This is a genomic window from Amycolatopsis sp. NPDC043889 (assembly GCF_056435645.1).
Map to the genome: position 1 here is coordinate 12,458 of NZ_JBWKEC010000013.1, position 26,970 is coordinate 39,427.

At 70.7% G+C, this 26,970-nt stretch carries 24 protein-coding genes; 20 read left to right on the forward strand and 4 right to left on the reverse strand.

Translation table 11 applies throughout. The features are described from left to right. Nucleotides 1–60 precede the first annotated feature (60 nt). The 11 genes from AC0685_RS23450 (at nucleotide 61) to AC0685_RS23500 (ending at nucleotide 13,302) form a co-directional block, all read left to right on the forward strand. On the forward strand, nucleotides 61–1,353 hold the full coding sequence (locus AC0685_RS23450; protein ID WP_478227496.1) for a dihydroorotase: 1,293 nt from the start codon (nucleotides 61–63) through the stop codon (nucleotides 1,351–1,353). Further along, nucleotides 1,350–1,859, forward strand: a complete 510-nt coding sequence (locus AC0685_RS23455; protein ID WP_478227497.1) for a PH-like domain-containing protein — start codon at nucleotides 1,350–1,352, stop codon at nucleotides 1,857–1,859. Before AC0685_RS23450 ends, AC0685_RS23455 begins: the two co-directional genes overlap by 4 nt. After that, nucleotides 1,859–2,992, forward strand: a complete 1,134-nt coding sequence (gene carA / locus AC0685_RS23460) for a glutamine-hydrolyzing carbamoyl-phosphate synthase small subunit (protein WP_478227498.1) — start codon at nucleotides 1,859–1,861, stop codon at nucleotides 2,990–2,992. Before AC0685_RS23455 ends, carA begins: the two co-directional genes overlap by 1 nt. Continuing rightward, nucleotides 2,992–6,306, forward strand: a complete 3,315-nt coding sequence (gene carB, locus AC0685_RS23465; RefSeq protein WP_478227499.1) for a carbamoyl-phosphate synthase large subunit — start codon at nucleotides 2,992–2,994, stop codon at nucleotides 6,304–6,306. The genes carA and carB overlap by 1 nt, the downstream gene beginning before the upstream one ends. Next, nucleotides 6,303–7,142 carry an orotidine-5'-phosphate decarboxylase gene (gene pyrF / locus AC0685_RS23470; protein WP_478227500.1) on the forward strand — a complete coding sequence of 280 codons (840 nt, stop codon included), beginning with the start codon at nucleotides 6,303–6,305 and terminating at the stop codon, nucleotides 7,140–7,142. The genes carB and pyrF overlap by 4 nt, the downstream gene beginning before the upstream one ends. A gap of 107 nt (nucleotides 7,143–7,249) precedes the next feature. After that, nucleotides 7,250–7,567 carry an integration host factor, actinobacterial type gene (gene mihF, locus AC0685_RS23475; RefSeq protein WP_003096398.1) on the forward strand — a complete coding sequence of 106 codons (318 nt, stop codon included), beginning with the start codon at nucleotides 7,250–7,252 and terminating at the stop codon, nucleotides 7,565–7,567. Beyond that, entirely contained in the window at nucleotides 7,564–8,193 is a 630-nt protein-coding gene (gene gmk / locus AC0685_RS23480) for a guanylate kinase (RefSeq protein WP_478227501.1), read from the forward strand. The genes mihF and gmk overlap by 4 nt, the downstream gene beginning before the upstream one ends. A 23-nt stretch (nucleotides 8,194–8,216) precedes the next feature. After that, nucleotides 8,217–8,486, forward strand: coding sequence for a DNA-directed RNA polymerase subunit omega (gene rpoZ / locus AC0685_RS23485; RefSeq protein ID WP_005152353.1), 270 nt, complete (start codon nucleotides 8,217–8,219; stop codon nucleotides 8,484–8,486). Further along, nucleotides 8,479–9,699 (forward strand): bifunctional phosphopantothenoylcysteine decarboxylase/phosphopantothenate--cysteine ligase CoaBC, encoded by a 1,221-nt coding sequence (coaBC, locus tag AC0685_RS23490; RefSeq protein WP_478227502.1) that lies wholly within the window; start codon nucleotides 8,479–8,481, stop codon nucleotides 9,697–9,699. Before rpoZ ends, coaBC begins: the two co-directional genes overlap by 8 nt. A 96-nt stretch (nucleotides 9,700–9,795) precedes the next feature. Next, nucleotides 9,796–10,998: a methionine adenosyltransferase gene (gene metK / locus AC0685_RS23495; RefSeq protein WP_478227609.1), complete on the forward strand. Its 1,203-nt coding sequence runs from the start codon at nucleotides 9,796–9,798 to the stop codon at nucleotides 10,996–10,998. Nucleotides 10,999–11,211: 213 nt separating this feature from the next. Further along, nucleotides 11,212–13,302: a primosomal protein N' gene (locus tag AC0685_RS23500; RefSeq protein ID WP_478227503.1), complete on the forward strand. Its 2,091-nt coding sequence runs from the start codon at nucleotides 11,212–11,214 to the stop codon at nucleotides 13,300–13,302. 73 nt (nucleotides 13,303–13,375) lie between these two features. Here the strand turns inward: AC0685_RS23500 and AC0685_RS23505 are convergent, their stop codons facing one another. Continuing rightward, nucleotides 13,376–14,755 (reverse strand): pyroglutamyl-peptidase I, encoded by a 1,380-nt coding sequence (locus AC0685_RS23505; RefSeq protein WP_478227504.1) that lies wholly within the window; start codon nucleotides 14,753–14,755, stop codon nucleotides 13,376–13,378. Between the two features lie 97 nt (nucleotides 14,756–14,852). Here AC0685_RS23505 and ggt point away from each other — a divergent pair, with 97 nt between their 5' ends. The 4 genes from ggt to AC0685_RS23525 all read left to right on the forward strand — a co-directional run bounded on the left by ggt (nucleotide 14,853) and on the right by AC0685_RS23525 (nucleotide 19,732). Further along, nucleotides 14,853–16,664: a gamma-glutamyltransferase gene (ggt, locus tag AC0685_RS23510; RefSeq protein ID WP_478227505.1), complete on the forward strand. Its 1,812-nt coding sequence runs from the start codon at nucleotides 14,853–14,855 to the stop codon at nucleotides 16,662–16,664. Between the two features lie 205 nt (nucleotides 16,665–16,869). Next, nucleotides 16,870–17,796, forward strand: a complete 927-nt coding sequence (fmt, locus tag AC0685_RS23515; RefSeq protein WP_478227506.1) for a methionyl-tRNA formyltransferase — start codon at nucleotides 16,870–16,872, stop codon at nucleotides 17,794–17,796. Continuing rightward, on the forward strand, nucleotides 17,793–19,229 hold the full coding sequence (locus AC0685_RS23520) for an RsmB/NOP family class I SAM-dependent RNA methyltransferase (protein WP_478227507.1): 1,437 nt from the start codon (nucleotides 17,793–17,795) through the stop codon (nucleotides 19,227–19,229). The genes fmt and AC0685_RS23520 overlap by 4 nt, the downstream gene beginning before the upstream one ends. Next, the gene (locus AC0685_RS23525; RefSeq protein WP_478227508.1) at nucleotides 19,226–19,732 is read left to right on the forward strand and encodes a flavoprotein; all 507 of its coding nucleotides are present in this window, start codon (nucleotides 19,226–19,228) and stop codon (nucleotides 19,730–19,732) included. Before AC0685_RS23520 ends, AC0685_RS23525 begins: the two co-directional genes overlap by 4 nt. On the opposite strand, the gene AC0685_RS23530 is transcribed toward AC0685_RS23525, so the two are convergent. From AC0685_RS23530 to AC0685_RS23540, 3 genes are all read right to left on the reverse strand, one after another. Continuing rightward, nucleotides 19,729–20,853: a serine hydrolase domain-containing protein gene (locus tag AC0685_RS23530; RefSeq protein ID WP_478227509.1), complete on the reverse strand. Its 1,125-nt coding sequence runs from the start codon at nucleotides 20,851–20,853 to the stop codon at nucleotides 19,729–19,731. The two genes, AC0685_RS23525 and AC0685_RS23530, sit on opposite strands and share 4 nt — an antisense overlap. A 198-nt stretch (nucleotides 20,854–21,051) precedes the next feature. Further along, nucleotides 21,052–21,711 (reverse strand): response regulator transcription factor, encoded by a 660-nt coding sequence (locus AC0685_RS23535; RefSeq protein WP_478227510.1) that lies wholly within the window; start codon nucleotides 21,709–21,711, stop codon nucleotides 21,052–21,054. Next, nucleotides 21,708–22,943, reverse strand: a complete 1,236-nt coding sequence (locus AC0685_RS23540) for a sensor histidine kinase (RefSeq protein WP_478227511.1) — start codon at nucleotides 22,941–22,943, stop codon at nucleotides 21,708–21,710. The genes AC0685_RS23535 and AC0685_RS23540 overlap by 4 nt, the downstream gene beginning before the upstream one ends. Before the next feature lie 145 nt (nucleotides 22,944–23,088). Here AC0685_RS23540 and rpe point away from each other — a divergent pair, with 145 nt between their 5' ends. The 5 genes from rpe to AC0685_RS23565 all read left to right on the forward strand — a co-directional run bounded on the left by rpe (nucleotide 23,089) and on the right by AC0685_RS23565 (nucleotide 26,786). Continuing rightward, the gene (rpe, locus tag AC0685_RS23545; RefSeq protein WP_478227610.1) at nucleotides 23,089–23,757 is read left to right on the forward strand and encodes a ribulose-phosphate 3-epimerase; all 669 of its coding nucleotides are present in this window, start codon (nucleotides 23,089–23,091) and stop codon (nucleotides 23,755–23,757) included. A gap of 113 nt (nucleotides 23,758–23,870) precedes the next feature. Beyond that, the gene (locus AC0685_RS23550; protein ID WP_016333119.1) at nucleotides 23,871–24,494 is read left to right on the forward strand and encodes a riboflavin synthase; all 624 of its coding nucleotides are present in this window, start codon (nucleotides 23,871–23,873) and stop codon (nucleotides 24,492–24,494) included. A 53-nt stretch (nucleotides 24,495–24,547) separates the two neighbouring features. Beyond that, nucleotides 24,548–25,822 carry a bifunctional 3,4-dihydroxy-2-butanone-4-phosphate synthase/GTP cyclohydrolase II gene (locus AC0685_RS23555; RefSeq protein WP_185927029.1) on the forward strand — a complete coding sequence of 425 codons (1,275 nt, stop codon included), beginning with the start codon at nucleotides 24,548–24,550 and terminating at the stop codon, nucleotides 25,820–25,822. After that, nucleotides 25,819–26,325, forward strand: coding sequence for a 6,7-dimethyl-8-ribityllumazine synthase (ribH, locus tag AC0685_RS23560; protein WP_340683130.1), 507 nt, complete (start codon nucleotides 25,819–25,821; stop codon nucleotides 26,323–26,325). Before AC0685_RS23555 ends, ribH begins: the two co-directional genes overlap by 4 nt. 17 nt (nucleotides 26,326–26,342) lie before the next feature. After that, on the forward strand, nucleotides 26,343–26,786 hold the full coding sequence (locus AC0685_RS23565) for a PH domain-containing protein (RefSeq protein WP_125674999.1): 444 nt from the start codon (nucleotides 26,343–26,345) through the stop codon (nucleotides 26,784–26,786). Nucleotides 26,787–26,970: the final 184 nt, after the last annotated feature.

A 26,970-nucleotide genomic window follows, 5' to 3' on the forward strand; every position in this document is an offset into this window, starting at 1 on the left:
GAATCGCCCCGAGAGCGCACAGGCGCACGAACGTGCGCAGACCGGCAAAGGAGTAGCCGCGTGACCACCGTCCTGATCAAGGGCGCCCGCCCCTACGGCGAGGGCGATCCGGTCGACGTACTCGTCGAGGACGGGGTCATCACCGACATCGGATCCCTCGACACCCCGGACGACGCCGAAGTCATCGAGGCGGGCGGCCAGGTGCTGCTCCCCGGTTTCGTCGACCTGCACACCCACCTGCGCGAACCCGGCCGCGAGGACACCGAGACCATCGCCACCGGTTCGGCCGCGGCGGCGCTCGGCGGCTACACCGCGGTGTTCGCCATGGCCAACACCGACCCGGTGGCCGACAACGCGGTGATCGTCGACCACGTGTGGCGCCGCGGCCAGGAGGCCGGGCTGGTCGACGTGCACCCGGTCGGTGCGGTCACCGTGGGCCTCAAGGGCGAGAAGCTCGCCGAGCTGGGCACCATGGCGAAGTCCGATGCCCGGGTGAAGGTCTTCTCCGACGACGGCCTCTGCGTCGCGGACCCGCTGCTCATGCGCCGCGCGCTGGAGTACTCGACGGCGCTCGGTGTGGTCATCGCCCAGCACGCCGAGGAGCCGAGGCTGACCGTCGGCGCCCAGGCGCACGAAGGCGAGCAGGCCGCCCGCCTCGGTTACACCGGCTGGCCCGCTTCGGCGGAGGAGTCGATCGTCGCCCGCGACTGCCTGCTCGCCGAGCACGCGAACGCGCGGCTGCACGTGTGCCACGTTTCGACGTCGGGCACCGCGGACATCCTCAAATGGGCCAAGGACCGCGGCACCAAGGTCTCGGCCGAGGTCACCCCGCACCACCTGCTGCTGACCGACGAGCGGCTCGCGACCTACGACCCGGTCAACAAGGTCAACCCGCCGCTGCGCACCGAGTCCGACGCCGGAAAGCTGCGCTCCGCGCTCGCCGAGGGCGTCATCGACTGCGTCGCCACGGACCACGCGCCGCACGCGGTCCAGGACAAGGACTGCGAGTGGAGCTCGGCCCGGCCGGGCATGCTCGGTCTGCAGACCGCGCTGTCGATCGTGGTCGAGACCATGGTCCGCACCGGCCTGCTGGACTGGCGGGGCGTCGCACGGGTGATGAGCGAGCGGCCCGCCGAGATCGGCAACCTGTCCGACCACGGCCGCCCGATCGAGGTCGGCGAACCCGCCAACCTGACGCTGGTGGACCCGGACACCGAATGGACCGTGCGAGGGGCCGAGTTCGCGAGCATCGCGGCCAACACCCCGTACGAAGGAATGCGGCTCCCCGGCGTGGTGACGGCGACGTTGCTGCGCGGGCGGATCACCGCGCGGGAAGGGAAGATCGCGCAATGAGTGACCGGATCCTGCTGACCCTGGCGGTCTTCGCCTTCTTCCTCTTCTGCGTGTTCCTGATGTGGCGCGGCTGGCGGCGCAAGTCCCGGGCGCAGAGCGTGCAGGTGCCGCCGTTCCCGCAGATCCCCGCGGAGCCCGGCGAAGCACTGCTCGAATCGACCGGCCTCTACGTCAGCACGACGACCGCCGGGCACTGGCAGGACCGCGTCGTCACCCGCGGCGCCGGCCTGCGCACCGGCGCGGTGTGGCGCCTGCACGACGACGGCATCGCCATCGAACGCGGCGGCGCCCCGGACTTCTGGATCCCGCGCGCGTCCGTCACCGGCGTCCGCAAGGACAAGGGGATGGCCGGGAAGGTGATGGGCATCGACGCGCTGCTCGTCATCACCTGGCTGGCCGGGGACGTCGAACTGGACACCGGATTCCGCGGCGACGACGTCGACGACTATCCACAGTGGATCGAAGCTTTGCAAGACACTCGCAACGACATCAAGGGAGGTGCCTGATGAGCACCGCGAACAGCACCAGGACCCCCGCCGCGCTGGTCCTCGAAGACGGCAGGGTCTTCCGTGGCTCCGCGTACGGCGCCCGCGGCCGGAGCCTGGGCGAGGCGGTGTTCTGCACCGGCATGACCGGCTACCAGGAGACGCTGACCGACCCCTCCTACCACCGGCAGATCGTGGTCCAGACCGCGCCGCAGATCGGCAACACCGGCTGGAACGACGAAGACGACGAGTCCTCGCGCATCTGGGTCTCGGGCTACGTCGTCCGCGACCCGGCGCGTACCCCCTCCAACTGGCGTTCCAAGCGCACGCTGGACGAGGAACTGGAGCGCCAGGGCGTCGTCGGGATCTCCGAAGTGGACACCCGCACGCTGACCCGGCACCTGCGCGAGCAGGGCGCCATGCGGTCCGGTGTCTTCTCGGGTGACGCGCTCGGCACCGACGAGGAGATGCTCGCGCAGGTACAGGCGAGCCCGCAGATGAAGGGCGCCGACCTCGCCGGCGAAGTCACCACGAAGCAGGCGTACGTCGTCGAGGCGCAGGGTGAGCGGAAGTTCCGCGTGGCCGCGCTGGACCTGGGCATCAAGTCCAACACCCCGCGCCTGATGGCCGCCCGCGGCATCGAGGTGCACGTGCTGCCCTCGTCATCCACTGTGGACGAACTGCTCGCCGTGGAGCCGGACGGGGTGTTCCTGTCCAACGGTCCCGGCGACCCGGCGACCACCGCGCATGCCACGGAGCTGACGAAATCGGTGCTGCAGCGGGAGATCCCGCTGTTCGGCATCTGCTTCGGCAACCAGATCCTCGGCCGCGCGCTGGGACTGGGCACCTACAAGATGCGCTACGGCCACCGCGGGATCAACATCCCGGTGATCGACGTGGCCACCAAACGGGTCGCGATCACCGCGCAGAACCACGGTTTCGCCCTCGAAGGCGAGCCGGGCCAGCGGTTCGAGACGCCGTTCGGCGCCGCGCAGATCTCGCACTACTGCCCGAACGACGACACCGTCGAAGGTGTCCGCGCGTTCGACGTCCCCGCGTTCTCGGTGCAGTACCACCCCGAGGCCGCCGCCGGCCCGCACGACGCGGCCCCCCTGTTCGATGAGTTCGTGAGCTTGATGGAGAAGGCCAAGTAATGCCGAAGAGGACAGACATCCAGCACGTGCTGGTGATCGGCTCCGGGCCGATCGTGATCGGCCAGGCGGCGGAGTTCGACTACTCCGGCACCCAGGCCTGCCGCGTACTCCGCGAAGAGGGACTGCGCGTCTCGCTGGTGAACTCGAACCCGGCGACCATCATGACCGACCCCGAGTTCGCCGACTCCACCTACATCGAGCCGGTCACCCCGGAATTCGTCGAGAAGGTCATCGCCGAGGAACGCCCCGACGCGATCCTGGCGACGCTCGGCGGGCAGACGGCGCTGAACTGCGCCGTCGCCCTGCACGAGCGCGGTGTCCTGGAGAAGTACGGCGTCGAGCTGATCGGCGCCGACGTCGACGCCATCCAGCGCGGCGAGGACCGGCAGAAGTTCAAGGACATCGTCCGCACGATCGGCGCCGAGGTGCCGCGGTCGCGGGTCTGCCACGACATGGACGAGGTCCGCGCGACCGTCGCCGAGGTCGGCCTCCCGGTGGTCATCCGGCCGTCGTTCACCATGGGCGGGCTCGGCTCGGGCATGGCGCACACCGACGAGGAACTGGAGCGCCTCGCCTCCACCGGCCTCACCGAGTCGCCGGTCACCGAGGTGCTCATCGAGGAGAGCGTCCTCGGCTGGAAGGAGTTCGAACTCGAGCTCATGCGCGACCGGCACGACAACGTGGTGGTCGTCTGCTCGATCGAGAACATCGACGCGATGGGCGTGCACACCGGCGACTCGGTCACCGTCGCGCCCGCGATGACCCTGACCGACCGCGAGTACCAGCACATGCGCGACGTCGGCATCGCCGTGCTGCGCGAGGTCGGCGTCGACACCGGTGGCTGCAACATCCAGTTCGCGATCAACCCCGAGGACGGCCGCATGGTCGTCATCGAGATGAACCCCCGCGTGTCGCGGTCGAGCGCGCTGGCGTCGAAGGCGACCGGTTTCCCGATCGCCAAGATCGCCGCGAAGCTCGCCATCGGCTACACCCTCGACGAGATCCGCAACGACATCACCGGCGAGACCCCGGCGGCCTTCGAGCCGACGCTGGACTACGTCGTGGTGAAGGTGCCGCGGTTCGCCTTCGAGAAGTTCCCCGGCGCGGACCCGACGCTGACCACGACGATGAAGAGCGTCGGCGAGGCGATGTCGTTCGGCCGCAGCTTCCCCGAGGCGCTCGGCAAGGCGCTGCGGTCCATCGACACCAAGGCCACCGGCTTCTGGACCCGCCCCGACCCCGAAGGCGCGACGCTGGACTCCGTACTGGAGTCCCTGCGCACGCCGCACGACGGGCGCCTCTACGAGGTCGAGCGGGCGCTGCGGTTCGGCGCCACCGTCCAGCAGGTGCACGAGGCGTCCGGGATCGACCCCTGGTTCATCGACCAGATCGCCCTCATCGGCGAGGTCGGCGCCGAGGTCCGCGACGCCCAGGTGCTCGACGAGCCGCTGCTGCGGCGCGCCAAGCGGATCGGCCTCTCCGACCGCCAGATCGCCTCGCTGCGGCCGGAACTGGCGGGGGAGGACGGCGTCCGCGCGCTGCGCCGCCGTCTCGGGGTGCGGCCGGTGTACAAGACCGTCGACACCTGCGCGGCCGAGTTCGCGGCCAAGACGCCGTACCACTACTCGGCTTACGAGACCGACCCCGCGGCGCAGTCGGAGATCACCGCGCAGACCGACAAGCCGAAGGTGCTGATCCTCGGCTCCGGGCCGAACCGCATCGGGCAGGGCATCGAGTTCGACTACTCGTGCGTGCACGCCGCGATCGCCCTGCGCGAGGCCGGTTTCGAGGCCGTCATGGTCAACTGCAACCCCGAGACCGTCTCCACCGACTACGACACCTCGGACCGGCTGTACTTCGAGCCGCTGTCGTTCGAGGACGTCCTCGAAGTGGTCAACGCCGAGCAGGAGTCGGGCACCGTCGCCGGGGTCATCGTGCAGCTGGGCGGCCAGACCCCGCTCTCGCTCGCGAAGCGCCTCGCCGACGCCGGTGTCCCGGTGATCGGCACCTCCCCGGACGCGATCCACCTCGCCGAGGACCGCGGCGCGTTCGGCGAGGTCCTCACCGACGCCGGGCTGCCCGCGCCGAAGTACGGCACGGCGACCTCGTTCGAGGGCGCGAAGCGGATCGCCGACCAGATCGGCTACCCGGTCCTCGTGCGGCCGTCCTACGTGCTCGGCGGGCGCGGCATGGAGATCGTCTACGACGAGGAATCCCTCGCCGGCTACATCCACCGCGCCACCGAGGTCACCCCCGAGCACCCGGTGCTGGTGGACCGGTTCCTCGACGACGCCATCGAGATCGACGTCGACGCGCTGTTCGACGGCGACGAGCTCTTCCTCGGCGGCGTCATGGAGCACATCGAGGAGGCCGGGATCCACTCCGGCGACTCCTCGTGCGCGCTGCCGCCGATCACGCTGGGCCGGACCGACATCGAGACGGTGCGCCGCTCGACCGAGGCCATCGCGCGCGGCGTCGGCGTCCGCGGGCTCCTGAACGTCCAGTACGCGCTCAAGGACGACGTCCTGTACGTCCTGGAGGCCAACCCGCGCGCGTCGCGGACGGTGCCGTTCGTGTCGAAGGCGACCGCGGTGCCGCTGGCGAAGGCCGCGGCGCTGATCATGACCGGCTCGTCGATCAAGGATCTGCGCGAGTCCGGCGTCCTCCCGGCCGAGGGTGACGGCGGCCACATGCCCGCCGATTCGCCGGTCGCGGTCAAGGAGGCGGTCCTGCCGTTCCACCGGTTCCGCACGCCCGAGGGCCACGGCGTCGACTCGCTGCTCGGCCCGGAGATGAAGTCCACCGGCGAGGTCATGGGCGTGGACGTCTCCTTCGGCAAGGCGTTCGCCAAGTCGCAGGCCGGTGCCTACGGTTCGCTGCCGACGTCGGGCAAGGTATTCGTCTCCGTCGCCAACCGCGACAAGCGTTCGCTGGTGTTCCCGGTGAAGCGGCTGGCGGACCTCGGCTTCGAGATCCTCGCCACGTCCGGCACCGCGGAAGTGTTGCGGCGCAACGGGATCGCCTGCACCGTCGTGCGCAAGCACTACGAAGGTTCGGCTGAAGGCGAACAAAACGTCGTGGACGTCATCCTCAGCGGCGAAGTGCAGATGGTGATCAACACCCCGTACGGCAACAGCGGTCCCCGCATCGACGGCTACGAGATCCGCACCGCCGCGGTGTCGCGGGACATCCCCTGCATCACCACGGTGCAGGGCGCGGCGGCGGCCGTGCACGGGATAGAGGCCGTCATCAAGGGCGACATCGGTGTGCGGTCGCTGCAGAGCCTGCAGGCGGCGCTGAAGGCCAAGGCATGAGCGAACGGTTCGGGGCGAGGCTGGCGCTGGCGGTCGCGGAGAAGGGGCCGCTCTGCGCCGGGATCGACCCCCATCCCGGGCTGCTCCAGGCGTGGGGGCTCCCGGCGGACGCGGGCGGACTGGAGAAATTCGCGCTCACGGCCGCTGAGACGCTCGCGCCCGAGGTCGCGGTGATCAAACCCCAGTCGGCCTTTTTCGAGGCCTACGGGCCGCCTGGGGTCGCCGTTCTGGCCAAGACGATCAAGGTGTGCCGGGAGGCGGGCGCGCTCGTCCTGCTGGACGTCAAACGCGGCGACATCGGCTCGACGATGGCGGCGTACACGGCGGCGTTCCTGCCCGGCGGCGCGGAACTCGAGGCGGACGCCATCACGGTGTCGCCGTACCTCGGATTCGGCTCGCTCGCCCCCGCGATCGATGTCGCGCAGGCACAGGGCAAGGGGCTCTTCGTCCTCGCGCGCACCTCGAACCCGGAGGCGCAGGGATTGCAGAACGCCTTGCTGCCCAACGGAAAAACCGTCGCGCAGGACATCGTCGACACCGCGGCCGCGTACAACGCGGGTGTCGGGCCCTTGGGTGACATCGGTGTCGTCGTCGGCGCCACCATCGCGCCGGGAGAGCTCGATCTGGGCAAGCTGAACGGTCCCGTCCTGGCGCCCGGTTTCGGGGCCCAGGGGGCCACTCCGGCCGATTTGCGGGCCCTTTTCGGGCCGGGACTGCCGGGTGTGCTGCCCGCGTCGTCCCGCGACGTCCTCAGGCACGGGCCGGACCCCGAAGCTCTGCGTGCGGCCGTTCGGCGGACCCGGGATTCCCTCGGTCCCCTGGAAAATGGCCAATAGCAGGCCCGGGAATCCGTCATGACCAGCCACCCCCGCATTGTGGGCCGAGGTAACGGGTGGGTACCGTCGCCACACCCACCCAGATTTGAGAACTACCGGAGGAAAACGTGGCACTTCCCCAGCTGACAGAGGAACAGCGCGCTGCGGCGCTGGAGAAGGCCGCCGCCGCCCGCCGCATCCGTGCTGAGCTGAAGGAGCGGCTGAAGCGGGGCGGTACCACTCTGGTCGACGTGTTGAAGCAGGCCGAGGAGAACGAAGTCCTCGGCAAGATGAAGGTCTCGGCTCTGCTCGAGGCTCTTCCGGGCGTCGGCAAGGTCCGTGCCCAGCAGACCATGGAACGACTGGAGATCGCACCCAGCCGTCGTCTTCGCGGCCTCGGCGACCGGCAGCGCAAGGCGCTGCTGGCCGAATTCAGCGGCGAGTGAGCGGCACCGGTCAGGACCACCCGGTGAACCCGGGCGCTGACCGCGGCGGTGAGCCGGTGGCGGGAGTTGCATCCCGGCACCGGCTCACGGTCGTATCGGGGCCTTCGGGAGTCGGGAAGTCGAGCGTGGCCAAGGAGCTGCGCAAGCTGGATCCGGAGATCTATTTCAGCGTCTCGGTGACCACCAGGAAGCCGAGGCCGGGTGAGGTGGACGGCGAGCACTACCACTTCATCGACCGGGCCGAGTTCGACCGCATGGTCGCCGACGGCGAACTGCTGGAACACGCCGAGTTCGCGGGCAACTGCTACGGCACCCCGCGCGGGCCCGTCGAGCGGGTGCTCGCCGAGGGCCGCAACGCGATCCTGGAGATCGAACTCCAGGGCGCGCGGCAGGTCCGCAAGGCGATGCCGGAGGCCCGGCTGGTGATGCTGATGCCGCCGTCGTGGGAAGAACTGGTCGGCAGGCTGACCGGCCGCGGCACCGAGAACGAAGCCGCGGTGAAGACCAGGCTGGCCGAGGCCGAACGCGAACTCGCCGCCGCCGGGGAGTTCGACGAGCGCGTTGTCAACGCCGACGTGCGAGAGGCCGCTGAGCAGTTGCTAAACTTGATAACCGGCGACAAATAACCCGTAGATTCGGAGCACCACGAGTGACGACTCAGGCCACGCTGCACGAAGAGCTCGAAGGCATCACCAACCCGCCCATCGACGACCTCCTCGAGAAGGTCAGCTCGAAGTACGCGCTGGTGATCTACTCGGCCAAGCGCGCTCGCCAGATCAACGACTACTACGCCCAGCTGGGCGAGGGCCTGCTGGAGTACGTCGGCCCGCTCGTCGAGCCGGGCCCGCGCGAGAAGCCGCTCTCCATCGCCCTGCGTGAGATCCACGGCGGCCTGCTCGAGCACACCGAGGGTGAGTAAACCCAAGATCGTCCTGGGCGTAGGTGGCGGGATCGCCGCCTACAAGGCCTGTGAGGTCCTGCGCGGGCTGACCGAATCCGGTCACGACGTCCGCGTGGTCCCCACCGAAGCCGCGCTGAACTTCGTCGGCGCGGCCACCTTCGAGGCACTGTCCGGGAACCCGGTGAACACCGGCGTGTTCACCGAAGTGCCCGAGGTCCAGCACGTCCGCGTCGGCAAGGAAGCCGATCTGGTGATCGTCGTGCCCGCCACGGCGAACCTGCTCGCCAAGGCCGCGCACGGTATCGCGGACGACCTGCTGACCAACACCCTGCTCACCGCCCGGTGCCCGGTCGCCTTCTTCCCGGCGATGCACACCGAGATGTGGGAGCACCCGGCCACCCGCGACAACGTGGCGTTGCTGCGCTCGCGCGGCCTGGTCGTCGCCGAACCCGCCGCCGGCAGGCTGACCGGCAAGGACACCGGCAAGGGACGGCTCGCCGACCCCGCCGAGATCGTCGACCTCGCCCGGCTCCTGCTCGCCGTGCCGAAGGCCCTCCCGCGCGACCTCGAAGGCGTGCGCGTGGCCATTTCGGCGGGCGGCACCCGCGAGCCACTGGATCCGGTCCGGTATCTGGGCAACCGCTCGTCGGGCAAGCAGGGCTACGCGCTCGCCCGGGTCGCCGCCCAGCGCGGCGCCGAGGTCACCCTGGTCGCCGCGCACACCATCGCGCTGCCGGAGCCCGCGGGCGCGAAGGTCGTCCACGTGTCGACCGCCGAGGAACTGCGCCAGGCGATGCACGCCGAGGCCGCCACCGCCGACGTCGTGGTGATGGCCGCGGCCGTCGCCGATTTCCGGCCATCGAACCGGGCGGACCACAAGATCAAGAAGTCCGACGACGCGCCGGATCCCGTGGTCGAGCTCGCGCGCAACGCGGACATCCTGGCCGAACTGGTGCGAAACCGGACAAACGGCCAGGTGGTCGTCGGTTTCGCCGCGGAAACCGGGGACGACAAGGGTGGCGTCCTTGATCACGCCAGGGTCAAACTGAAGCGCAAGGGTGCGGACCTGCTGGTGGTGAACGCCGTCGGTGAGGGGAAGGCCTTCGGGACCGAGGACAACTCGGGCTGGCTGCTCGGGGCCGACGGCACCGAAATCCCGATCCCCCTCGGCGCCAAGGCCGAACTCGCGTCCACATTGTGGGATGCTGTTGTGACCTTGATGAAGCGTTGAGAGTCCCCCAAGCGATAGTCAGTAGGCTTGATTGCAAGCTGAGGGGTGCCTAACTTACTGGGCATCAGACGTCTAGGTGAGGGAGTGACGGCCACCGTGAGCGCGTCCACGAGCAGACTGTTCACGTCGGAATCGGTGACCGAAGGTCATCCCGACAAAATTTGCGATGCCATCAGCGACTCGATCCTGGACGGTCTGCTGGCTAAAGACCCGCGCAGCCGGGTCGCGGTCGAAACCCTCATCACCACCGGGCAGGTGCACGTCGCCGGCGAGGTGACCACCGAGGCCTACGCGGACATCCCGACCATCGTCCGCGACGTGATCCTGAAGATCGGCTACGACTCTTCGGCCAAGGGCTTCGACGGCAACTCCTGCGGCGTCAACGTCGCGATCGGCTCCCAGTCGCCGGACATCGCGCAGGGCGTCGACACGGCGTACGAGTCCCGCGTCGAGTCCGACGAGGACGAGATCAACCGTCAGGGCGCGGGCGACCAGGGCCTGATGTTCGGCTACGCCTGCTCGGACACCCCCGAGCTGATGCCGCTGCCGATCGCGCTGGCGCACCGGCTCTCGCAGCGCCTGACCAGGGTCCGCAAGGAAGGCGTGCTGCCGTACCTGCGCCCGGACGGCAAGACCCAGGTCACCATCGAGTACGCCGGCGACCAGCCGGTGCGGCTCGACACGGTGGTCGTGTCCACCCAGCACGCCGACGGCATCGACCTCGAGCAGATGCTCGGCGTCGACGTCCGCGAGCACGTGGTCGCCCCGGAGATCGCCGAGCTCGGTCTCGACACCTCCAACGTGCGGCTGCTGGTCAACCCGACCGGCCGCTTCGTCATCGGCGGTCCGATGGGTGACGCGGGCCTGACCGGCCGCAAGATCATCGTCGACACCTACGGCGGCATGGCCCGTCACGGTGGCGGCGCGTTCTCCGGCAAGGACCCCTCCAAGGTGGACCGCTCGGCCGCGTACGCGATGCGCTGGGTGGCGAAGAACGTCATCGCCGCCGGTCTCGCCTCGCGTGCCGAGGTGCAGGTGGCGTACGCGATCGGCAAGGCGGCCCCGGTGGGCCTCTTCGTCGAGACCTTCGGCACCGAGACGGTCGACCCGTCGAAGATCCAGGCCGCCATCCAGGAGGTCTTCGACCTGCGTCCGGCCGCGATCATCCGCGACCTCGACCTGCTCCGCCCGATTTACGCGCCGACGGCCGCGTACGGCCACTTCGGCCGTCCCGAGCTGGAGCTCCCGTGGGAGAGCACGGCGCGGGCCGCGGACCTGAAGTCGGCCGCAGGCGCCTGATCCGTCCGTGAAGGCCTCCTTGCCTACCTTGAGGGTAGGGAAGGAGGCCTTCACTACGTCACCGGCTGATGTGGCGAGCACCCTGACCCGCGCGACACGTGCCCCAGCAGCGTGTGCGATGAACGGTCCGTTGCTTGCAAAATTCGCAAGTAACGGACCGTTCATCGCACGCGGTGACAGGCAGTGGCGACGGAGTCTGGTAGAGATCACCGGGTGAGCAGCAGTCCCGAACCGACCCCGCTGTGGGACCTTCCGGAGCCGAAAGCCGAGCCGTCGCGGAAGGCCAAGCCGGCGCGCGCGAAAACGGCCAGCCGTCGCGGCGCGCAGAACCCCGCGCCCGAGAACCCGGTCGCGCGGATCGTCGTGGACATCCCGCTCACGCACCTCGACCGGACCTTCGACTACCGGATCCCGGAGAAGTTGCACGAAGCCGCCGTGCCCGGCTGCCGGGTACGCGTCCGGTTCGCGGGCCAGCTCGTCGACGGGTACCTCGTCGAGCGCACCGACACCACGGAGTTCACCGGCAAGCTCGCGTACATCGACCGGGTGACCTCCAGCGAGCCGGTGCTGCCTCCGGCGCTGCACACCCTCTGCCGGTCCGTCGCGGACCGGTACGGCGGCACGCTCAGCGACGTTCTGCGGCTCGCGATCCCGTCCCGGCACGCGAAGGTCGAGGCCGAACCGCCCGCCGAACCCGCGCAGACGCCGGAGCCACCCGAAACGACCGCCTGGGAGAAGTACCAGAGCGGTCCGGCGTTCCTGGAAGCCGTCGCGGAACGGCGTCCGGCCAACGCCGTCTGGCAGGCGCTGCCGGGCGAGGACTGGCCTCGCCGCCTCGCCGAAGCCGCCGCCGTCGCGGCCGCCGCGGGCCGGGGTGTCGTCATGGTCGTTCCCGACCACCGCGACCTGACGCGGCTCCACGACGCGTGCGTTTCCTTGCTGGGCGCCGATTCCGTGGTCGCGCTGATCGCCGGGCTCGGCCCCGCCGAGCGCTATCGCCGGTGGCTCGCGGTGCTGCGCGGCGCGGTGCGCGTCGTCGTCGGCACGCGCGCGGCGATGTTCGCGCCGGTCGCCGATCCGGGCCTCTTCGTGGTGTGGGACGACGGCGACGACGTCCACCTCGACCAGCACGCGCCGTACCCCCATGTTCGCGACGTGCTGATGGATCGCGCGCACGCCGCGAAGGGCTCCATGCTCGTCGCCGGTTTCGCGCGCACCGCCGAGGCGCAGTTCCTGGTGGAATCAGGCTGGGCGCAGCCTCTCGTGGCGGCCCGCCCCGAGCTGCGGGCGGCCGCGCCGAGGGTCACGCCGGTCGGTGAGGACTTCGACGTCGCCCGGGACGAAGCGGCGAAGGCCGCGCGGCTCCCATCGGTCGCGTTCGAGGCGGCGCGGCAGTCGTTGGCCGGCGGATTCCCTGTGCTGGTCCAGGTTCCGCGTCGCGGTTACGTTCCGGGGCTCGCTTGCGGCAACTGCCGGACGTCGGCGCACTGCCGTCGTTGCGCGGGTCCGCTTTCCTTGCCGGGCGGGCTGATCGACGGCGCGCCGAGGCCGCCGGCCTGCCGGTGGTGCGGCGTCCCCGAGACGAACTTCCATTGCGCGGCTTGCGGTTCGGTACGGCTGCGGGCGGTCGTCGTGGGCTCCAAGCGCACCGCGGAGGAGCTGGGCCGCGCGTTCTCCGGATTTCCCGTGCGTACTTCGGGTGCGACGGAGGTTTTGGCTTCGGTACCCGGGAAACCGGCGCTGGTGGTGTGCACGCCGGGCGCCGAGCCGGTCGCGGAAGGCGGCTACGGCGCGGCGCTGCTGCTGGACGGCTGGGCGCTGCTGGGGCGGCAGGACCTGCGCGCGGGGGAGGAGACCCTGCGCCGCTGGATGGCGGCGGCGGCCCTGGTGCGACCGGGGACCGAAGGCGGTCGCGTGTTCGTCGGCGCGGAAGCGGGCCTTTCGGTGGTGCAGGCGCTGGTGCGCTGGGACCCGGGCTGGCACGCGAGCCTGGAGCTTGCCGAGCGGCGCGAACTCGGGTTCCCGCCCGCGATGCGGATGGCGAGCGTCGAGGGCACGCCGGACGCGGTCGCCGGATTGCTCGACGACCTCGCCCTCCCGGAGACCGGCGAGGTGCTGGGCCCGGTGCCGCTCGGAGACGTCGACGAGGACGGCAACGCCGAACGCGAACGGGCACTGGTGCGCGTCGCGCGTCCGGACGGGAAGGCGCTCGCCGCCGCGATCCACGCGGCCGCCGCCCGCCGGGACGCGCGCAAGGCGTCCGAGCCCATCCGGATCCAGCTGGACCCTCTGGAGCTCATCTAACCTCCGCGTTTCGTCCTCTGGATGCGATAGTTCGACCTCGAACTACCGCATCCAGAGGACTAATCGCGCGGGGTCAGAGCGTCGTGCCGGGGGTGGCGAGGACGTCGGCGCGGGCCGAAGAGCCCGGAGCGGGCGTAGCCGGCTTCGCGGCTGAGCCACCGAGAGCGGCGGTGAGCAGGGTGACGATCTGCGAAGAGATCGCCGCCCGCCGCGCCTCGAAGCCGGCGTCGGTCAGCGCCGAAGGATCGGCGGGCGTGCCGAGGACGGGCGTGTGCAGGTGCCCGCCCGCGATCCCGTCCAGGCCGAGTCCCGTCCGGAGCCGGTTGCTTCTGAACATCGATTCATTCGACAGATAATTGCCGCCCCCGCCCGAAGCGGCGACCTCACCGGGCTTCGGCGCGTCCGTCCGGCACACCGCGGTGCCGGTCCCCGGCTTCGAGCTGTCCGGCCAGACGCAGAACGCCTGGTTGTACAGCACCTGGTACGCCCCGGCGGGCGCGGCGAGCATCTTTTCGTAGGGCAGCGTGGTTTCGATGAACTGGACGTCCGGCTGCGGCCAGCCGCGGGCGGGCGGGACCGGGCCGCGGACGGGCTCGTCGAGGTTGTCCGGCGAGCCACCGCGCCACGCACCGGCCCAGCGTTCGATGTCGAACCGGCCCGGGCGGCCCTGGCTGATCGTCATGATCAGCTCCGGGCGGCGGAAGCGGTCCGTGAACGCCCGACCGTAGGCCGCTTCGACGATGCCGGCGTCGAAGTAGCTCCACACCACCGGGAACGAGACGGCCTGCACCTGCGCGGGACCGGTCGGGGTCTGGATCACCTTGCCGTCGAGGTGCAGCGCGGCCGCGCCCGACGGGTTCGCGATGCGGACTCCCGCGCCGTTGAGGGTGAACGGGTCGAATCCGCTCACCAGCACCCGGCGCAGCTTCGGGCCGGACGGGAAACGGGAGTCGTCGAGTCCGCGCGCGCCGAGGTCGAACGTCTTCAGCAGCTCCGCGCGGGCGGGTGCGGACAGCGGGAAGCTCGGCGTCCACTGCCGCAGCGCTTTGCTCATCCGCAGGCGTGCCCAATAGAGCGGGCGGTCGTCGGCCTTGTCGATGGTGCCGAGATCGGGACGGCGGCCCTGCGCGCGGTCGACCGCGGTCCGCCAGAGCCCGTCACCGGCGGTCCCGGCGAGCTTCCCGGCGCGCAAAGCGGTCTTGGTCGCGCAAAGACGGGCCGTGAAGTCGGAGACGAGCTTGTCGAATCCGGCGAGCCGGACGAGCTCCGGACCGACCGCCGGGCCACCCGAAGGCAGGGTCGCGGTGAGCCGCTTCTCCTCGACGGTGATCGCGGCGGACTCGTCGAAGCAGGCACGGGCGCCTTCGGCTCGGGCGACGCCGGGGACAGCGAGGACGGGGAGTGCGATGAGCAGCGGGAGGAGCGCGCTCCGCCGCCTGCCGGGTGTCTTCATGGGCCGCATTCTTCTCATCGAGGCCTGCCCGCACTACCGACGTTCGCAGGTCCGGCCGGGTCTTGTCCGAGGTGGACAGGCGGGGCAGACTCGCGCCATGGCCGCGCACAGAAGCACTCTGGGACGCATCACCGCAGTCACCGCGATCGCCGCACTGGTCGGCACGGCCGCGCCGGGTACCGCGGCCGCGGCACCACCGACCCCCAGGTCGCCGACCGCCGTCGGCTATCTGGGCGCGGTGTCGAGTATCGACGCGGACGCGACCGCGATCGGCACGAAGATCCTGCGCGAGGGCGGCAACGCCGTCGACGCCGCCGTCGCGACGGCGGCCGCGCTGGGCGTCACCGACCCGTTCTCCGCGGGCTTCGGCGGTGGCGGCTTCTTCGTCTACTACGACGCGCGCACCGGCAAGGTGCACACCCTCGACGGCCGCGAGACCGCGCCGTCGACGGCGAACGAGAACCTCTTCGTCGAGAACGGCAAGGCGATCCCGTTCCCGGAGGCCGTCACCAGCGGGTTGGGCGTCGGCGTGCCCGGCACGCCCGCCACCTGGGACGAAGCCCTGCGCAAGTGGGGGACCAGGTCGCTGGCGAAGGCGGTCAAGCCCGCCGAACTCCTCGCCCGCAAGGGCTTCACCGTCGACCAGACCTTCACCACCCAGATCGCGAACAACGCCGCCCGCTTCTCGGCGTTCCCGTCGACCAGGTCGCTGTACCTGCCCGGCGGCGCGCCGCCCGCGGTCGGCACGACGTTCAAGAACCCGGACCTCGCCGGCACGTACGCGCAGCTCGCCGCCAAGGGCACCGACGTGCTCTACCGCGGCCCGATCGGCGCGGACGTCGTCGACACCGTCCGGAAGCCGCCGGTGGACCCGGCGTCGACGCTGAACGTCCGGCCCGGTGACATGACGGCGGCCGACCTCGCGAAGTACCGCGTCGTCGAGCGGAAGCCGACCAAGACCCGGTACCGCGGCCTCGACGTCTACGGCATGCCCGCGCCGTCGTCCGGCGGGCTGACCGTCGGCGAGGCGCTGAACATCCTCGAGAACACGAAGCTCTCCAAACGGGAGAAGGCCGACTACCTGCACTACTTCCTGGAGTCGACGCGGTACGCCTTCGCCGATCGCAACCGGTGGATCGGCGACCCGGCCTTCGTCGACGTCCCGGCGAAGGAACTGATCAGCCAGAAGTTCGCCGACAGCCGCGCGTGCCTGATCGACCCCGCGAAGGCCGGGACGAGCCCGGTCGCACCGGCCGACCCGCGCAAGCACACGCCGTGTGTGGCGGGGACGAACGCCGCGCCGACGCCGTACGAGGGCGAGAACACCACGCATCTCACGGTCGCCGACCGGTGGGGCAACGTCGTCGCGTACACGCTGACCATCGAGCAGGAGGGCGGCAGCGGCATCGTCGTGCCGGGCCGCGGGTTCCTGCTCAACAACGAACTGACCGACTTCTCCTTCACCCCGGTGACGCCGGGTGTGCCCGACCCGAACCTGCCGGGCCCGGCGAAGCGGCCGCGTTCGTCGATGGCGCCGACCATCGTGCTCGACCACGGCAAGGCGTTCCTCGCCGTGGGCTCGCCCGGTGGCGCGTCGATCATCACCACGGTGCTGCAGATCCTCACCGGCCGTATCGACCGCGGGCTGAAGCTCGCCGACGCGATCGCCGAACCGCGCGCTTCGCAGCGGAACTCCGCGGCCGCGCAGGTCGAGCGGGTGTTCCTGGATCAGACCGAGGTGCTCAAGGCGCTGAAGGCCAAGGGGCAGGGCTTCTCGGCGACGCCCGCGGAGATCGGGGCGGCGACCGGTGTCGAACGGCTGCGGGACGGCCGGTGGCTCGCCGCCGCCGAACCCACGCGCCGGGGTGGCGGCTCGGCGGCCGTCGTGCTGCCCTGGCCGCCGCGGTAGGGAGCGGGCTCGCGAAGGCCTCTTTCAGCTCTCTCGAGTGCTAGGAACGGTCCTTTCCTTGCAAATTTTGCAAGGAAAGGACCGTTCATGGCGCTCGACGGAGGGGACGGGGAGAGCGAGCGCGCCCCGGCGGCGGGGCCCTTCTAGACTGAGCGGCGATGTTCGCCCAGTCAGAGGTACCCGTCCCCCCGGCGGAGGTGCGTTGATGCGCCTCGTCTTCGCCGGCACCCCCGAGCCCGCCGTCCCGTCGCTGCGCGCGCTCCTCGCGTCCGAGCGGCACGAGGTCGTCGCCGTCGTCACCCGCCCGGACGCACAGGCCGGCCGCGGCCGCCGGGTCGTCCGGTCCCCGATCGGCGCGCTGGCCGACGAGCACGGGATCGAGGTGCTGACCCCGCCGAAGGCGAGCGACCCCGCGTTCCTCGCCCGGCTCGCGGAGATCGCGCCCGACGCGTGCCCGGTGGTCGCCTACGGGGCGTTGCTGCCCCAGGCCGCGCTGGACATCCCGGCGCACGGCTGGGTCAACCTGCACTTCTCGCTGCTGCCCGCGTGGCGTGGCGCCGCGCCGGTCCAGGCCGCGATCCGCGCCGGGGACGAGATCACCGGCGCCTCGACCTTCCGCATCGTCAAGGAACTCGACGCGGGCCCGGTCTTCGGCGTGGTCACCGAGCAGATCGCCGACACCGACACCGCCGGGGAACTGCTCGCCAGGCTGGCGGAGTCCGGGGCGAAGCTGCTCGTGTCCACGATGGACGGGATCGCCGACGGAACGCTGCGTGCGGTGGAGCAGACCGGCGACGGAGTGACCTACGCGCCCAAGGTGACCGTCGAGGACGCACGCGTGTCGTTCGCCGACCCGGCCACCGCGGTCGACCGGCAGATCCGCGCGGTCACGCCGGAACCGGGCGCTTGGGCGGAGTTCCGGGGCGAGCGGTTGAAGCTCGGCCCGGTGACGGTCGTCGACGAGCCGGGGCCCCCGCCCGGTGAACTGGTCGTGGAGCGCAAGCGGGTCCTGGTCGGCACGGCGTCGAAGCCGGTGCGGCTGGGCGAGGTGCAGGCGCAGGGGAAGAAGCGGATGGCGGCCACCGACTGGGCGCGCGGTACGAGGATCGAACAAGGAGAGCGCCTGCAGTGAACGAGCGTAGGGAACGCCGGCCGTCGAGGCCGGATCGCGGCCGTCCGGGCCAGCGTAAAGAGGGGCCGAGCCGCCCGCCGCAGATCGACCCGGCTCGTCAGGTCGCCTTCGACGTCCTGCGCGCGGTCCGGGAGGACGACGCATACGCGAACTTGGTGCTGCCGCAACTGCTGCGCACCCGCCGGATCTCCGGTCGTGACGCGGCGCTGGCCACCGAACTGACCTACGGCACCTGCCGCGCGGTCGGCATGCTGGACGCCGTCATCGAGGCCTGCCTCGACCGGCCGCTGGCCAAGGTGGACGCCATCGTGCTGGACGGGCTGCGGCTCGGCGCGTACCAGCTGCTGCGCACCCGCATCCCCCAGCACGCCGCCGTCGGGTCCACTGTGGACCTCGTCCGCGCCGAAGTCGGTTCCTGGATCGCGGGTTTCGTCAACGCCGTGCTGCGCTCGGTGTCCGAAAAGGACGAAGAGACCTGGCTGAACGAACTGGCCCCCGACGAGGCCGCCGACCCGATCGGCGCCTACGCCCTGCGGACGGCGCATCCGCGCTGGGTCGCCCGGTCGTTCGCGGAAGCCTTGGGGGACAAGGGGCCTGAGCTGAAGGCGGCCCTGGAGGCCGACGACGACCGCCCCGACGTCCATCTGGTCGCCCGGCCCGGCGAGATCAGCGCCGAGGAGCTGGCCGCCATCACCGGTGGCGACGTCGCGCCGTACTCGCCCTACGGCGTCCGGCTGCCCGCGGGCTCCGGCGACCCCGGCGACCTCGAACCGATCAAGGAAAAGCTGGCCGCGGTCCAGGACGAGGGCAGCCAGCTGTGCGCCTACGCCGTCACGAGAGTCCCGGTCTCCGGCACCGACGTGCGGTGGCTGGACCTGTGCGCCGGCCCGGGTGGCAAGGCCGCGCTGCTCGGCGCGCTGGCGGTGGCCGCCGGCGCGACCGTCGACGCCGTCGAGAAGGCCCCGCACCGGGCGAAGCTGATCGAGAAGGCCGTCCAGGACCTGCCGGTGACCGTGCACGTCGCCGACGGCCGCGAGACCGGTCTCGAACCGGGCTACGACCGCGTCCTGGTCGACGCGCCGTGCAGTGGACTCGGCTCACTGCGGCGCCGCCCCGAGGCACGCTGGCGCCGTCAGCCCAGCGACATCTCGGACTTGACGAAACTGCAGGGCCAGCTGATCACCGCGGCGCTGGACCTGGTCCGGCCCGGCGGCATCGTCACCTACGTCGTCTGCTCGCCGCATCTGGCCGAGACCGAAGGCGTCGTGGGGGAGACCGCACGCCGCGCCGGCGCCCAGATCGTCGACGCGCGGGAGTTCTTCCCGGGTGTCCCGCAGCTCGGCAACGGCCCGTACGTCCAGTTGTGGCCGCACCGCCATGGCACGGACGCGATGTTCTGCGCCGTCCTGCGGAAGCCGGAATCCGCCGGGTGAGCAGGGTCCTCGGCCTGGTCGCGAGCTCGTGCGGCGGACTGGACACCCGGTTCGCCGCGCAGCTCGCGAAACCGGCCGCGGACCGCGGCTGGGAGCTCGCGATCACGCTGACCCCCACCGCGGCCCGCTGGCTGGAGGAGACAGGCGGGTTCGGTGCCCTCGAAAAGTGCACCGAGCTGCCGGTCCGCAGTACCTCCCGGCTGCCGGGCGAACCCCGGCCGCATCCGGATCCCGAGGTGTTCCTCTTCGCGCCCGCGTCCGCGAACTCCATCGCGAAATTGGCGCTGGGCATCGCCGACAACCAGGCGCTCACCCTGCTCGGCGACGTCCTCGGCACGCCGGGCATCACGATCGTGCTGGGCTACCAGATCCAGGACACGCGGATCCACCATCCGGCGTGGCAACGCCATCTCGACACGCTCGCCTCCGCCGGGGTCACCACCGCGAGGCTCAGCCCGGAGGCCTCGTGGACCTCCGTGCTGGACCTGCTGCCGTCGGTTTAGCGGGCGCAGAACCCGGTGTCCAGCGCCTTGGCGAGGTCGTCGGCCACCTTGGGCGGCGCGGGATTCAGATTCACCACGACGTTCACCCGCCTGCCGTGCGGGACGGCGCCCGACAGGTTCGCGTAGCCGACGATGTTCCCACCGTGCCCCCAGAACCTGCCGCCGCACGACAGCGGGACGGACGCGATCCCGAGGCCGTACTCCCCGCCCGGGAGCCCGACGGGCGCAGGAACAGTCCGCTGCATCTCCGCCAGCTGTGCACGCGGCAGGAGGCGGCCGTCGACGAGCGCGCCGTAGAACCGGTTCAGGTCCGCGCCGGTCGAGATGAGCCCGCCGGAGGCCCCGGCGGCCGACGGATCGAATTCGGTGTAGTCGGTGTGGCCGGCGGGGCCCGGTGCGTAGCCCCTGGCGTGCGGATACGGCAAGTCTTCGTCGCCGCGCGACGGCAGGGAGGTGTCGCGCAGGCCGAGCGGTTCGGTGATCCTGCTCCGGATTTCGGTGGCGACGGAACGACCGGTGAGCTTCTCGATCAGCATCCCGGCGATGATGTAGTTCGTGTTGGAGTACGACCAGCTCGTGCCGGGCGCGAACAACGGCGGATGCGCGAGACCGATCGCCACCAGCTCCTCGGGTTCGGCACCGCGATGGCGCCACTCCTCGAGGTCGAGGTCACGGAGATAGTCGTAGAGCCCGCTGGTGTGCTGGAGCAGCTGGCGCACGGTGATCTTCGTGCCGTCGTTGCCGTTCCCGCTGACGAGCCCCGGCAGGTACCGGTCGATCGGCGTGTCCAGCCGGACCTTTCCCTCGGCGACCAGTTGCAGCACGACGACGGCGACGAACGTCTTCGTGATACTGGCCGCCCGGAACTTCGAGCCGTGTGGGAACGGTGTCCCGGTCTCGACGTTCCCGACGCCTTCGCGCTCCGACCACGTCCGCCCGGACGGGTTCGTCACCGTCGCCTGCGCGCCGGGAACTCCGTCCAGCACCAGCGTTTTCAGCGCTTTGTCGACGTCGTGATGGGCCCCGGTCACGGCGAGCGCCGGGGTGGCCGTCGTCGCGGCGAGCAGCGCGACCAGGGAACCGGTGGCGATGATCTTCTTGCCTGGCAAGGATTTTCGCATGGATACCAAGCTAGGGGCGCTCGGGCGCGGTAGCCATGGGGCAGGCCCCACGCCGGACCGGGGGTCTGCCCCACCTCGCCGTGAAGGCCTCCTTCCCTACCCTCAAAGTAGGGAAGGAGGCCTTCACGGACTCTCGGGTGCAAGGCGCCGCGGCCACTTTCGCGACACGGCCGGGCGTGGGGCCGCGCGAGGAGAGGCCTAGCGCAGGCTGTGCCCCGGTGCGACGATGCCGGTCTCGTAGGCGAACACCACCGCCTGGCTCCGGTTGGCCGCGCCCAGCTTCCCGAAGATGTTGCCCACATGGGTCTTGACGGTTTCGAGACTGATCACCAACTCGGCTGCTATGTCCACATTGGACATCCCCGTGGCGATGAGCCGCAGCACCTCGGTCTCCCGTTTCGTCAGCGAGGAAGGCCGCGGAGCGAGGCCGGACGGCGTCGGGCGCGCGGTGACCATCCGCCGGATGGCGTCGGGGAACAGCAGTGTCTCCCCGGCGGCGATGGTCCGGATGGCGTGCGCGAACTCCTCCTTGCGGGCCCGCTTCAGCAGGAATCCGCTCGCCCCGGCCAGCAGCGCGTCGTAGACGTAGTCGTCGTTGTCGAACGTCGTGATCACGAGGACCTTCGGCGGTTCGGGGATTTCGGCCAGTACCCGCCGGGTCGCCTCGATCCCGTCCACCCCGGGCATCCGTACGTCCATCAGGACCACGTCGGGATGCGTCCGCCGCACCAGATCGACCACTTCGCCGCCGTCGCCGGCCTCCCCGGCCACGGTCAGATCGGGCTGGTTGTCCAGCAGCGAGCGCAAACCGGCACGCAGCAAGGGTTCGTCGTCGACGATCAGGACACGCAGGGTCATGGGCGCGACCGTAGCGGGATCGTGGTCACCAGCCGCCACAGCGGCTCCCCGTCGACGGCGGGGCCGGCGACGAGCTCGCCGCGCAGCGCTTCGACGCGTTCGGTGAGACCCGGCAGTCCGTTGCCGCCGCGGCCGGAAGCGGCCGTGTGCTCCACGAGCGGGTTCACGATCTCGATCCGCAACGCGTCGGCGAGCACCGCGACCCGCACGGTCACCGGGCCGGGATGAGCGTGCCGCAGCGCGTTCGTCAGTCCTTCTTGGACGATCCGGTACGCCTCCCGCGAAAGGGTCGCGGGAAGTTCCGCGGCGGGCCCGCTCAGCTCGTAGTCGATCACCGCGCCACCAGCGCGAGCCCGTTCGGCCAGCGTGCCGACCTCGATCAGCCGTCGTTCGGGTTCGCGGGAGGACCGGTCGTCCCGCAGCAGGCCCAGTACGTGGTCGAGGTCTTCGAGCGCCGCACGGGACGACTCCTCGATGGTGCCCAGCGCCCGGCGCACCAGCTGCGGTTCGGAATCGACCAGTTCGGCGGCCGCGGCCGCCTGGATGGTCGACGTCGTCAGCGTGTGGCCGATGGAATCGTGCAGTTCGCGGGCCAGCCGGTTGCGCTGTTCGAAGTGGTTCGCCCGGACTTCGGCGGCGGCGACGCGTTCGGCGGCCGAGGGACCCAGCAGCGCGACCGCGCTGTACTGGAACAGTTTGGTGAAACCTGCGAGGACGTAGGCGATGACGACGAGCGTGACCAGCGCGATCGGCAGTGTCCACAGCCCGCCGGTGCCCGATTCGATCGTCACCCGTTCCCCGAAGAACTCGATGGGGCTGCCGCCGCCTCCAGCCCACACGATGGCGAACACGAAGCCGAGCATCAGGAAACAGCCGAGGCCGAACAGCACCCAGCCGAGCGCGGTGTGCACGAGCAGCCAGGCCGCCGAACGCCAGCGCTCGGCCCAGGCGACCTTCGTGTTCGGCAAGGGCTGCGCGATCCGGGTGCCCAGCATCTGGTTGGAGAACCAGATCCCGACCCGCCGCATCGGCCCCGGCAAACCGGCCAGCACGACCAGCACGCCCATGGCGAGCATCCCGTAGACGAACTTCAGCCGCACGTCGCCGGGAATCAGCACGGCGGGGATGAGCGCGATCGGGAACGGCACCGCCGTCATCACCATGCCGAGGAGCCCGAACGGCATGCTGCGGTAGCCGCCGATCCGCACGAGGGGTTTCAGGGGGTTGACCATGACCGGAACGCTATTCGGCGGCGCGTGCGCGCACCTCCCACTGCGGTGCCATTTCGCGTCATACTGCAGACCGGGTCGCCGGTCACAGCCGGTTAGCGGGCGTTAGCGGCGCCCTCCTACACTCGGGCGCGTGGCTCACCGACCTTTGATCGCACCCAGCATCCTCTCCGCGGACTTCGCCCGCCTCGGCGAAGAGATCCGCGCCGTCGCGGGGGAGGGGGAAACCCGCGCGGACTGGGTCCACGTCGACGTCATGGACGCGCATTTCGTGCCGAACCTGACCCTGGGCCTGCCCGTGGTGCGGTCCCTGCTCAAGGCCACCGACGTGCCGATCGACTGCCACCTGATGATCGAGAACCCCGACAAGTGGGCCATCGGGTACGCCGAGGCGGGCGCCTACAACGTCACCGTGCACGTCGAGGCCGCGCACGACCCGATCGCGCTGGCGAAGAACCTGCGCGCCGCCGGGGCGAAGGCCGGTCTGTCGATCAAGCCGAACACGCCGATCGAGGACCACCTCGAGACGCTCAAGCACTACGACACGCTGCTGGTGATGTCGGTCGAGCCCGGTTTCGGCGGTCAGTCGTTCATCGAGGGCGTCCTCGACAAGGTGCGCACCGCGCGGCGCCTCGTCGACACCGGCCACCTCAAGCTCGTCGTCGAGATCGACGGCGGGATCAACGCCGACACCATCGAGCAGGCCGCCGAAGCCGGTGTGGACTGCTTCGTCGCCGGTTCCGCCGTCTACGGTGCCGAAGACCCTGGTAAGGCGGTCGCGGCGCTGCGCGAGCAGGCGGCCCGCGTCCGCGGCTGATCCCGCCTCGGTGATCCGCCGTCGGGTCAGGAGAAGGAATCGGCCCCGATGGGTGTTGGATGTGGGGAGCACCGTTCCCAGCGACGGTGCGAGCCAGGAGGAGGGCAGCAGGAGTGTTCACCGGCATTGTCGAGGAACTCGGCGAGGTCACCGCGGTCGAGCAGGTCCCGAACGCCGCGAGACTGACCGTTCGGGGGCCGCTGGTGACCAGCGACGCCGGGCACGGCGACTCCATCGCGGTGAGTGGCGTGTGCCTCACCGTGGTCGCGGTGGCGGGCGGTGAGTTTACCGTCGATGTCGTGCACGAGACCCTGCAGCGCTCCAGCCTCGCGAAGGTGCAGGTCGGCGACGTCGTCAACCTCGAACGCGCGACGCCGGCGGGCGGCAGGCTCGGCGGGCACATCATGCAGGGCCATGTCGACGGCACCGGCGTCTTCCTCAAACGCGACGAGCAGGGACTCACCACGTTCGCGCTGCCGAAGAAGCTGTCCCGGTACGTGGTCGAGAAGGGGTCGATCGCGGTCGACGGCGTCTCCCTCACGGTCGCTTCGGTGACCGACGAGGAGTTCTCCGTCGCCCTGATCCCGACCACCCTCGAACTCACCACGCTCGGCCGGAACACCCCGGGTGACCTGGTGAACCTCGAGGTCGACGTGGTCGCCAAGTACGTCGAGAAGCTGGCCATGCCGCACCTGCGCGCGCAGGGGGACAATGGCGGTACGGAGGAGCGGGCGTGAGCGAGACGAGTGCGATTCCGGGGTCGGCGGATCTGACCCCCTGTGGAGGCGGGGTGGCCGTGAACGCCGATGCCATCGAGGCGGCCATCGCCGACATCAAGGCCGGCCGTCCGGTCGTCGTGGTGGACGACGAAGACCGCGAGAACGAGGGTGACCTGATCTTCGCGGCGGAGAAGGCCACGCCGGAACTGATGGCCTTCATGGTGCGCTACACCTCGGGGTACGTCTGCGTGGCGCTGACCGAACCCGAGGCGGACAGGCTCGACCTGCCGCCGATGTACCACACGAACCAGGACCAGCGCGGCACCGCGTACAGCGTCACGGTCGACGCCGCGGAGGGCATCACCACCGGTATCTCCGCGGCCGACCGGTCGCACACCGTCCGGCTGCTCGCCGACCCGGCGTCCAAGGCGTCGGACTTCCGGCGGCCCGGCCACGTGGTCCCGCTGCGCGCCAAGCAGGGCGGTGTCCTGCGGCGCCCGGGGCACACCGAAGCCGCCGTCGACCTGGCCCGGCTCGCCGGGCTTTCCCCGTCCGGCGTGCTCTGCGAGATCGTTTCGCAGAAGGACGAGGGCGACATGGCCCGCCGCGACGAACTCGAGGTCTTCGCCGCGGACCACGACCTCAAGATGATCACCATCGCCGACCTGATCGCGTACCGGCGGCGCACCGAGAAGCAGGTCGAGCGGGTCGCCGAGGCGCGTATCCCGCTGGCCGCGGGCACGTTCCGGGCGGTCGGCTACGACAGCCTGCTCGACGGGATCGAGCACATCGCGTTCGTCTACGGCGAGATCGGCGACGGCGAGGACATCCTGGTCCGCGTGCACTCCGAGTGCCTGACCGGTGACGTCTTCGGTTCGCTGCGCTGCGACTGCGGCCCGCAGCTGGAGGCCGCGCTGGAAGCGGTCGCCAAGGAAGGGCGCGGGATCGTGCTCTACATCCGCGGCCACGAGGGCCGCGGCATCGGGCTGCTGCACAAACTGCAGGCCTACCAGCTGCAGGACGCCGGCGCGGACACCGTCGACGCGAACCTGCAGCTCGGCGTCCCCGCCGACGCGCGGGACTACGGCACCGGCGCGCAGATCCTGTGCGACCTCGGCGTCCGCTCGATGCGGCTGCTGACGAACAACCCGGCCAAGCGTGTCGGGCTGGAGGGCTACGGCCTGCGGGTGAGCGGGCGGGTGTCGCTGCCGATCTCGCCGAACCCGGAGAACCTGCGCTACCTCAAGACCAAACGGGACCGGATGGGGCACGACCTGTCCCAGCTGGAGCATTTCGACCAGGTCGGCGCCGAGGTCGACCAGGGCAACGGAGGTGGCACGCGGTGAGCGGCGAGGGCCGTCCGGACGTCGAACTCGACCTGTCCGACTGTAAGAACATCCGGCTCGGGATCGTGGCCACGCGCTGGCACACGAAGATCACGAGCGCGCTGCTGGAACGCGCCCTCGAGGCGGCCAAGGCGGCCGACCTGGAGGAGGAGCCGACGGTCGTGCGCGTCGCGGGCGCCGTCGAACTGCCCGTCGCCGCGCAGGCGCTGGCCCGCACGCACGACGCGGTCGTCGCGCTGGGCGTGGTCATCCGGGGCGGGACGCCGCACTTCGAGTACGTCTGCGACGCGGTCACCGCGGGCCTGACCAGGGTCGCGCTCGACGAGAGCACCCCGGTCGGCAACGGCGTCCTCACCTGCGACACCGAGCAGCAGGCCCTCGACCGGTCGGGGCTGCCCGGCTCCGCCGAGGACAAAGGCTACGAAGCGACGGTCGCCGCGCTGGACGCCGCGCACGCGTTGCGGAACCTGCGCCAGCCGTGGACCGAGCGGGGCTTCGTGTGAGCGTCGAGGCGGATGTGATGACGGAATCCGAGGTCGTGGTGGTGCGGCCCCGCCGTGCCCTGGTGATGTGTTCGGTGCTGGCGGTGATCATGCTGGCGACGTTCGTGGTCGTCGCGGTACTGCTGCGCGGCTCGGACACCGGCGTGATCTTCCAGCCGTCCGACCAGGCGGCGATGATCGGTATCGGGGTCCTGCTCGCCGCGGGCACGATGCTGTTCGCGACCGCGCGCGTGAAGGCCGACGCCGACGGCATCGAGGTCCGGAACGTGCTGATGACCAAGAAGTTCGCGTGGAGCGAGGTGCTCTCGGTGAGCTTCCCGGACGGGGCCTCGTGGGCGCGGTTGGAACTGCCGGACGACGAGTACTACTCGGTCATGGCGGTGCAGGCGGTGGACCGGGAACGCGCGGTGGCCGCGGTGCGGGCGCTGCGGCGGCTGCACAAGGCCGCCTGGGAAGGCTGACGCGCTCTTCGTGTTCCTAGCGTTCGGGGTGGCCATGTCCCGCGGGCGGCCAAAGACGCCGGAAAGGTGTTGGGTCGGGGTGGTCGTGGGGGGGGGGGGGGGGGGGGAAAAAAACCCCCCCCCCCCCCCAACCCACACCAAACACCACCCCAACCCGGCCGCCAATCTGGGCAAAAAGAGCAAC

Coding starts and splice junctions, on each gene's coding strand:
- AC0685_RS23530 (WP_478227509.1), bottom strand. CDS start 20,853: ATGCGAAAATCCTTGCCAGGCAAGAAGATCATCGCCACCGGTTCCCTG.
- AC0685_RS23540 (WP_478227511.1), bottom strand. CDS start 22,943: ATGGTCAACCCCCTGAAACCCCTCGTGCGGATCGGCGGCTACCGCAGC.
- AC0685_RS23565 (WP_125674999.1), top strand. CDS start 26,343: ATGACGGAATCCGAGGTCGTGGTGGTGCGGCCCCGCCGTGCCCTGGTG.
- carA (WP_478227498.1), top strand. CDS start 1,859: ATGAGCACCGCGAACAGCACCAGGACCCCCGCCGCGCTGGTCCTCGAA.
- AC0685_RS23505 (WP_478227504.1), bottom strand. CDS start 14,755: ATGAAGACACCCGGCAGGCGGCGGAGCGCGCTCCTCCCGCTGCTCATC.
- pyrF (WP_478227500.1), top strand. CDS start 6,303: ATGAGCGAACGGTTCGGGGCGAGGCTGGCGCTGGCGGTCGCGGAGAAG.
- fmt (WP_478227506.1), top strand. CDS start 16,870: ATGCGCCTCGTCTTCGCCGGCACCCCCGAGCCCGCCGTCCCGTCGCTG.
- AC0685_RS23455 (WP_478227497.1), top strand. CDS start 1,350: ATGAGTGACCGGATCCTGCTGACCCTGGCGGTCTTCGCCTTCTTCCTC.
- ggt (WP_478227505.1), top strand. CDS start 14,853: ATGGCCGCGCACAGAAGCACTCTGGGACGCATCACCGCAGTCACCGCG.
- AC0685_RS23535 (WP_478227510.1), bottom strand. CDS start 21,711: ATGACCCTGCGTGTCCTGATCGTCGACGACGAACCCTTGCTGCGTGCC.
- carB (WP_478227499.1), top strand. CDS start 2,992: ATGCCGAAGAGGACAGACATCCAGCACGTGCTGGTGATCGGCTCCGGG.